This window comes from Lutibacter sp. (genome assembly GCF_016342705.1).
In the GTDB taxonomy this organism is placed as follows: Bacteria; Bacteroidota; Bacteroidia; order Flavobacteriales; family Flavobacteriaceae; genus Lutibacter.
The window spans coordinates 126,866-133,362 of sequence record NZ_JAEINV010000001.1 but is presented as its reverse complement, the minus strand read 5'-3'; the positions used below and the strand labels follow the sequence as shown (position 1 = coordinate 133,362).

Sequence of the window (6,497 nt, the reverse complement as noted above, 5' to 3'; positions counted from 1 at the left end):
TTAAATATAGATAGTCAATAATGGTAAAAAAACATATATTAAGTCTTTTAACTTTCTGCTGCATTAGTATAACAATGTATGGTCAGGAATATATACCCTTAAATCAAAATAAATTATTAGGAAGTGTAAACCCTAGTTTTTATAGTTTTGATAAGGAGCCTCATACGGGCGTAGTTTATGGAACTCAAAAAGTTTTAAATAATAATAGTAGTATTGAAAATAGTTTTGCCTTTGGCTCAAATTTTTTTGAAGACTATAGCTTCTCATTGGCTTTAGATGTAAATCGTTTTCAAATTTCAACATTAGGATATTCATCTACTCAGGTAAATGCGCATTATATTTACAGTACTAATTTATCTTATGATTGGGTATTAAATTCTTCAATTTCAGCAGGGTATGGAAATAATAAATATGATTTTTCATCCCTTGTATTTGAAGATCAAATAGATGTGTTAACAGGCAATATTTCTGGATTTTCCATTGATCCCGTAAATGCTAATAGTTCCGTAAGTTATTTCGATTTGGGTGCCGGAGCACATGTACACAATAGTCGCAATATGTTTTTCGGATTAAACTTAAAACATTTAAATAAACCAAACATATCCTTGAATGATGAATTGGGTGATAATAAAGAAATATTAATCTCAGTTCAAGGTGGTTTAGAAATTGATTTAAACCCTTTTAGGAGAAGTTTTTTACCAGCAGATTCTTTTCTGTTTTTATATGGTTCCGCTACTAAACAAGCCAAAAAATCGAGAGTAGATTTCTACCAAGAGGCCGTTATAGATAATTTTTCAATTGGTATTAATCAGCATATTAATAATTATGAAAATGCAAGTATTTCAACTTTAGGCGTATCTGCAAGTATATTTTTGAACCAAGTTGAAATAGGCGGCAACTACTCCTTTGAAGTTGATAGTAAGCAACTTACAGGGGTTCCTTATAATTATTTTGAAGTTTTTATATTATTCGATTTTTACGATTTAAGACTGTCTAGAAATAGAAATAATAGTAGATTTTATAATTTTTATTAATATTAGATTTACAAGAACCTATTTTAAGTAGGCATTGTCAATATTTAAAACAAAAAAATTCTGAATTAATTTTATATTTCTGGAACATTAAAAGATACTAAATTATAGATAGATGAATCTATAAATATTTGTTGTCTTAAAAAAAGACTACATACTTCTTTATATTATTAAACTCCTAAGGAAGTAAAACTCAAAATTCAACAATTTAAAATATGTACCATACGTCTTAAAAAATTTGTTTAATCTTTTTATTTCAAGTTATCAGTAGTTTTAATAAATTTATTTCTTCTAATGGTTAAATAGCTAATTTTTTATCTTTGTAAAAAATTAGTTGCCTTATAATTTAAGTTTTGCCTCCATTATATAGAAGAATATATACCTAAAAATATGCATACTTATAAAATATTATTTTTCCTTTTTTGTTTACAGTGGTCCGTAGTTGCCCAACAAAAACAACCTGAAGTTTCTATAAGGTTTAACTCGCCTTCATTTAAAAATAAGATGTATTATATAGCAGGTTATTATGGTAAATATACTACTTTACTCGATTCTGCTCAAGCCACAAATAGTGGACAACTCTTGTTTCAAAATACAAAAAAATACATTGAAGGTATATATATGTTAGTTGATGAAGATAAAAAAATTGTCACAGAGTTTATTATGGATACAAATCAACAATATTCAATTTCATTAAACTTAACTAATCCTGAAAAAAATATTATACTCAATTCAGAAACTAACACTAACTTTTTTGAATTTAATGCACTGCTAAAACAAAACAACCAACAAATACAAGAATTGTTAAAGCAATTAGAACAAACAACTTCAGAAAAAGACATAAAAAGTATTAAAAGTAAAATTAGGGAACTAAACAACACTATTGATAGTTATAAACATAACTACATAAAGCGTGATCCTAAAAATGTAATTTCACTTTTATTTAAGCTGTCACAACCTATAGAATCCTATTTTAACAACATTGAAAATCCAAGTATTCTTAAAAATAGAATTGATAGTTTGAACTATGTGAAAAACAGCTATTTTAAAGGAATTGATTTTAGCGATTCTAGATTGCTAAGAAATCCATTCTTCGAAACTAAAATAAACACCTATTTTAATTCATTTGTAATTCAAACTGATGAAGAAATAACAAAAGAAATTTTTGCTATTTTAGATAAAACAGGCTCTAGAGAAAATGATGTGTTTTCCTATTTAAGTTTATACTTTATGAATACCTATGCAAACCCAAAAATAATGGGGTTAGATAGAATATTTATAAATATTTATAATAAGTACTTTCAACAACAAGAATATTCATGGATGAGTACAATTCAAAAACTATCATTAAAAAACATACAAAGAGATTTGAAAGATAATTTAATTGGAAATATTTCTCGAAATCTTTTTATGAAAACAATTCATGATGAAAGAATTGATCTATATGACGTAAAAGCACCTTATATTGTTTTAATTTTTTGGGATCCAAGTTGTGGGCATTGTTTAAAAGAAATTCCGAAAATAAAAAAAATATATGATGATTTATGGAAAGCCATTAATATTAAAATTTTTGCAGTAAATATAAATGTAGATTTAAATGAAGATTGGAAAAAAATTATTAAACAGGAAAACTTGGAAGATTGGATAAATGTATACCCTTCCGATACAGTTACCGGAAATTACACGCAAGAAGATGTTGATTTTCAAACACTATTTAATGTTCATCAAACACCCGTCTTATATTTACTAGATGTTAATAAAAAAATAATTGCCAAACAAGTAGCTGTTGAAAAATATATCGATATTATTAAAAATATTGATTCCATCTCATCTGAAAAACTAAAAGATAATTAACCTAAAATAATTGATTAAATAATCTTTTTAAAAAGATTTATCTTTAATTTCTATAAAAAGACAATAGTTTAAAGGAAGGCGAATCAGGTATAAAAATAATTGCAAAAACTAGCCTTGAATAATTATTATTTTGTATGGTTAATTAAAGGCAGCATTTGTTCATTTAGAAACATACATATAACTTTTGTATTTGAATAATAATCAAATTATAAAAAAAGAAGAGAAAACTCCATTAAATATATACAGATTCACTAAATTAGAACAAACAATTATATCAATCAAAACAATTGTTTGGTTTTTTATTAAGGTGTCAGGTATTTATAAAACCAAGGATCATTTTTACTGGTTGCAAAAATAATTATTTCTTAAAAGTATATTTCAATGATAGATACAGCAGAACACATAATCATCAGATATATTGAGAGTCAAAGAGTTTTTTTCTCTACAAATCAAACAAAGAATATTAATTTTAGAATAAAACAGCTCAAAAAGCTAAAACAAGCTATTGTAAAGTATCAAACAAAGATTGAAGATGCCTTATGGATAGATTTGCACAAATCGCCCGAAGAAGCATATTTAACTGAAATAAGTATTGTAACCGGTGAAATTAATAATCACATAAAACACTTGAAAGCGTGGGCTAAAACAAAAAGAGTGTCAACACCCTTCCATCTGCTACCTTCATATAGTAAAATAATTTATGAACCGCTGGGTATTGCTTTAATTGTTGCTCCTTGGAACTATCCTTTTCAATTGCTTATTAATTCATTAGTTGGCGCTATATCCTCTGGTTGTTGTTGTGTATTAAAACCATCGCCTAATGCATCAAACATTGCAAAAGTTATGGAAGAAATGATTTCTGAAAATTTTGCTTCCGAATATATTTTTGTGGTTCAAGGTGGAAGAGAAACAAATACAATTTTATTTAAGCAGCGTTTTGATATTATTTTCTTTACTGGAAGTCCGTCAGTAGGAAAAGTTGTAATGAAAGCCGCCGCAGAAAACTTAACACCCGTAATTCTTGAGTTAGGTGGGAAAAGCCCTTGTATTGTTGATGCAGATGCAAATATTAATATTGCAGCAAAACGAATTGCTTGGGGAAAACTTATTAACGCAGGTCAAACCTGTATAGCCCCAGATTATCTTTTTGCCCACAAATCTATTAAAGATGAGCTATTAGATAAAATAGCCCTCAACTTTAAAATAATGTATGGCGAAAATATAAAAGAAAGTCGTTTTTACCCTCGCATTATAAATGAGCCAGCAATGGATAGATTAGCAGCTTTATTAAACGAAGGAGAAATACATACAGGAGGTGAAATAGATAGAAAAGAAAAATTTATTGCACCTACTATTATAGATAATATTCATCCTGATTTTTTAATAATGCAAGACGAAATATTCGGGCCTATTTTACCTGTTATGCCGTTTAATCATATTGATGAAACTATTACTTATATCAACAAAAATGAAAAGCCATTAGCCTTTTACTATTTTGGTAGTAACAAGAATGCAAAGCGTATTTTAGCAAAAACCACATCTGGAGGTGCCTGTGTAAATGACACACTAATGCATATTACCAACCATAAATTACCTTTTGGAGGTGTAGGAAATAGCGGTATGGGAAAATATCATGGAAAAGATAGCTTTTTGGCTTTTAGTAATAAAAGATCGGTTGTTACTACTCCAACTTGGATTGATTTACCAATGAAATACGTGCCGTTTAAATATTTTAAGTTAATTAAAAAATTAATTTAAGGAATTTTAAACACATTTCCTTCTATGAAAATGTTTAGAGTGTATGACTAGAAAAATGCAAACTATGGAAAATATGATTATTCTTGACAAGGAAACTTATGGAGTTGGTGCAAAAAATATGAATAAAAAACTACCGCCAACATCGCATTTAGTATATTGCTTGGTTTAAGATCATTATTGTCAAAATTAATTAAATTTGTCTCATTGAGTGCAGTCTATTTTCTATTCGATTTTCTTTGCTAAATTAGGTGTTTAACTAAGTCATTTAATTATAAGTAAACACATTGAGCAGCATTATTTCTTAACAATAAACATTGACAAAATTTTTAGAAGAAACCATATTGAAAAAACAATTTAAATAAAAACACTTTGTACTAAATAATCTCCATAGAAATTAAACCATATAATTTGAATAAATAATTCGTATTAGAATAGCTAGTGGATCAAGAACAAATACCCCTGTCCTTCTAGTAAAATTAAAATATGAAATTTTTGAGGGGTATGGGGAAGCATCAATGCCTCCCTTGTATGGAGAAACAATTGAAACTGCTCAAGCTTTTATAAAAATAATAAATTTAAGTCAATTCCATTCTCCACTAGAAATAGTAAAAATAGGAAACTACATAGATCGACTTAACTCTGGAAATACCGCAGCAAAAGATGCAATTGATATTGCACTTCATAATCTTATTGGAAAAATTCTAAATGTTCCTTTTTATAAATATTTCAATTTAGCAAAAAGAAATTTAAAAACCAGTAAAACTATTGGAATTGACAGCTCTGAAATCATAGAACAAAGAGTATTAGAAGCTGATGATTTTAATTATTTAAAGATTAAATTTGAAGGTAATAAAGATGCTGAAATTATAAAAGCAATGCGAAATGTTTCTGATAAACCTCAATTTATAGATCCTTATCAAGGTCACCAAATTCTATACGGAACCATCCATTTAAATGATACAAACGGTATTGGATTAATCAATCCAACTTGGGATAAAATAGAAAGTTATGTTAAAAATATCAACTCGTTTTTCTATTGTTTTTAACTTTTATGTTTACCAATTGTAAGCCATTTTTTAAAAAGGCAGCTGATGAAAAAATGATTGAAGTACAAAATGATACTTTAGATGAATATTTCTCTACATTGTGCACTGCCAAAATGTTTAATGGAGCTGTCGCTATAAAACGCAAGGGTAAACTTATCTTTAAAAAAGGAAATCGATTGGCTAATTTAAATAAGTAAACACCTTTTTTTAACCACCACATCACAAGAGATTGCATCCGTTTCAAAACAATTTACAGCTACTGCAATACTTTTACTTCAGCAGGAAAATAAATTAAAAGTATCAGATTTAGCAACAAATTATTTGGGAGATTATTTCCCTGAATTCATTTTTGTAATATTTAAAGTTGACAATTTTAACTCGGAATAGTTCAAGTACAACCAATAATGATTAATTGTTGTGAATTCTACTTAGATCAAACATTTATTAATACAGCACACGCAAAAAAAACCACAAAAAATGCAATAAATTTTATATCCGAATAAGATTACAATTATCTTTAGACTCAAAAATATCAAATATGGCATATCAAATAACAGCTTAAAATCCTTTTTACCCTGTAATCCTTCTTTAGCACTATACATCCAGCCATTTTAAGTTTTCATTTTACATTATATAAAAAAGTATTTGAAATAGTAGAAATTGTATAATTTTTAATAAAGGTTAAAGGCTATATTTATCATTAAATTTTTTGACCAATTTTTAATTGTAAAAATAACGCTTATTTATTTAAAAATAACCAAACAAAAACAACATGTCCATCACTTGTAAATATTTTTTTAGACCCTTA

General features: G+C 27.2%; 6 protein-coding genes. All 6 read left to right on the top strand.

Annotated features, from left to right (window positions below):
* Positions 1-74: 74 nt before the first annotated feature.
* Positions 75-1,034 carry a type IX secretion system membrane protein PorP/SprF gene (locus JEY78_RS00545; protein ID WP_291845951.1) on the top strand — a complete coding sequence of 320 codons (960 nt, stop codon included), beginning with the start codon at positions 75-77 and terminating at the stop codon, positions 1,032-1,034.
* Between the two features lie 501 nt (positions 1,035-1,535).
* Positions 1,536-2,885 carry a thioredoxin-like domain-containing protein gene (locus JEY78_RS00540; protein WP_291845949.1) on the top strand — a complete coding sequence of 450 codons (1,350 nt, stop codon included), beginning with the start codon at positions 1,536-1,538 and terminating at the stop codon, positions 2,883-2,885.
* 381 nt (positions 2,886-3,266) lie between these two features.
* The gene (locus JEY78_RS00535) at positions 3,267-4,643 is read left to right on the top strand and encodes an aldehyde dehydrogenase (RefSeq protein ID WP_291845948.1); all 1,377 of its coding nucleotides are present in this window, start codon (positions 3,267-3,269) and stop codon (positions 4,641-4,643) included.
* Between the two features lie 416 nt (positions 4,644-5,059).
* Positions 5,060-5,689, top strand: a complete 630-nt coding sequence (locus JEY78_RS00530; protein WP_367158755.1) for a hypothetical protein — start codon at positions 5,060-5,062, stop codon at positions 5,687-5,689.
* Positions 5,690-5,694: 5 nt separating this feature from the next.
* Positions 5,695-5,886, top strand: coding sequence for a hypothetical protein (locus tag JEY78_RS00525; RefSeq protein WP_291845947.1), 192 nt, complete (start codon positions 5,695-5,697; stop codon positions 5,884-5,886).
* Entirely contained in the window at positions 5,879-6,076 is a 198-nt protein-coding gene (locus JEY78_RS00520) for a serine hydrolase (RefSeq protein WP_367158754.1), read from the top strand. Before JEY78_RS00525 ends, JEY78_RS00520 begins: the two co-directional genes overlap by 8 nt.
* The last annotated feature ends 421 nt before the right edge of the window (positions 6,077-6,497 follow it).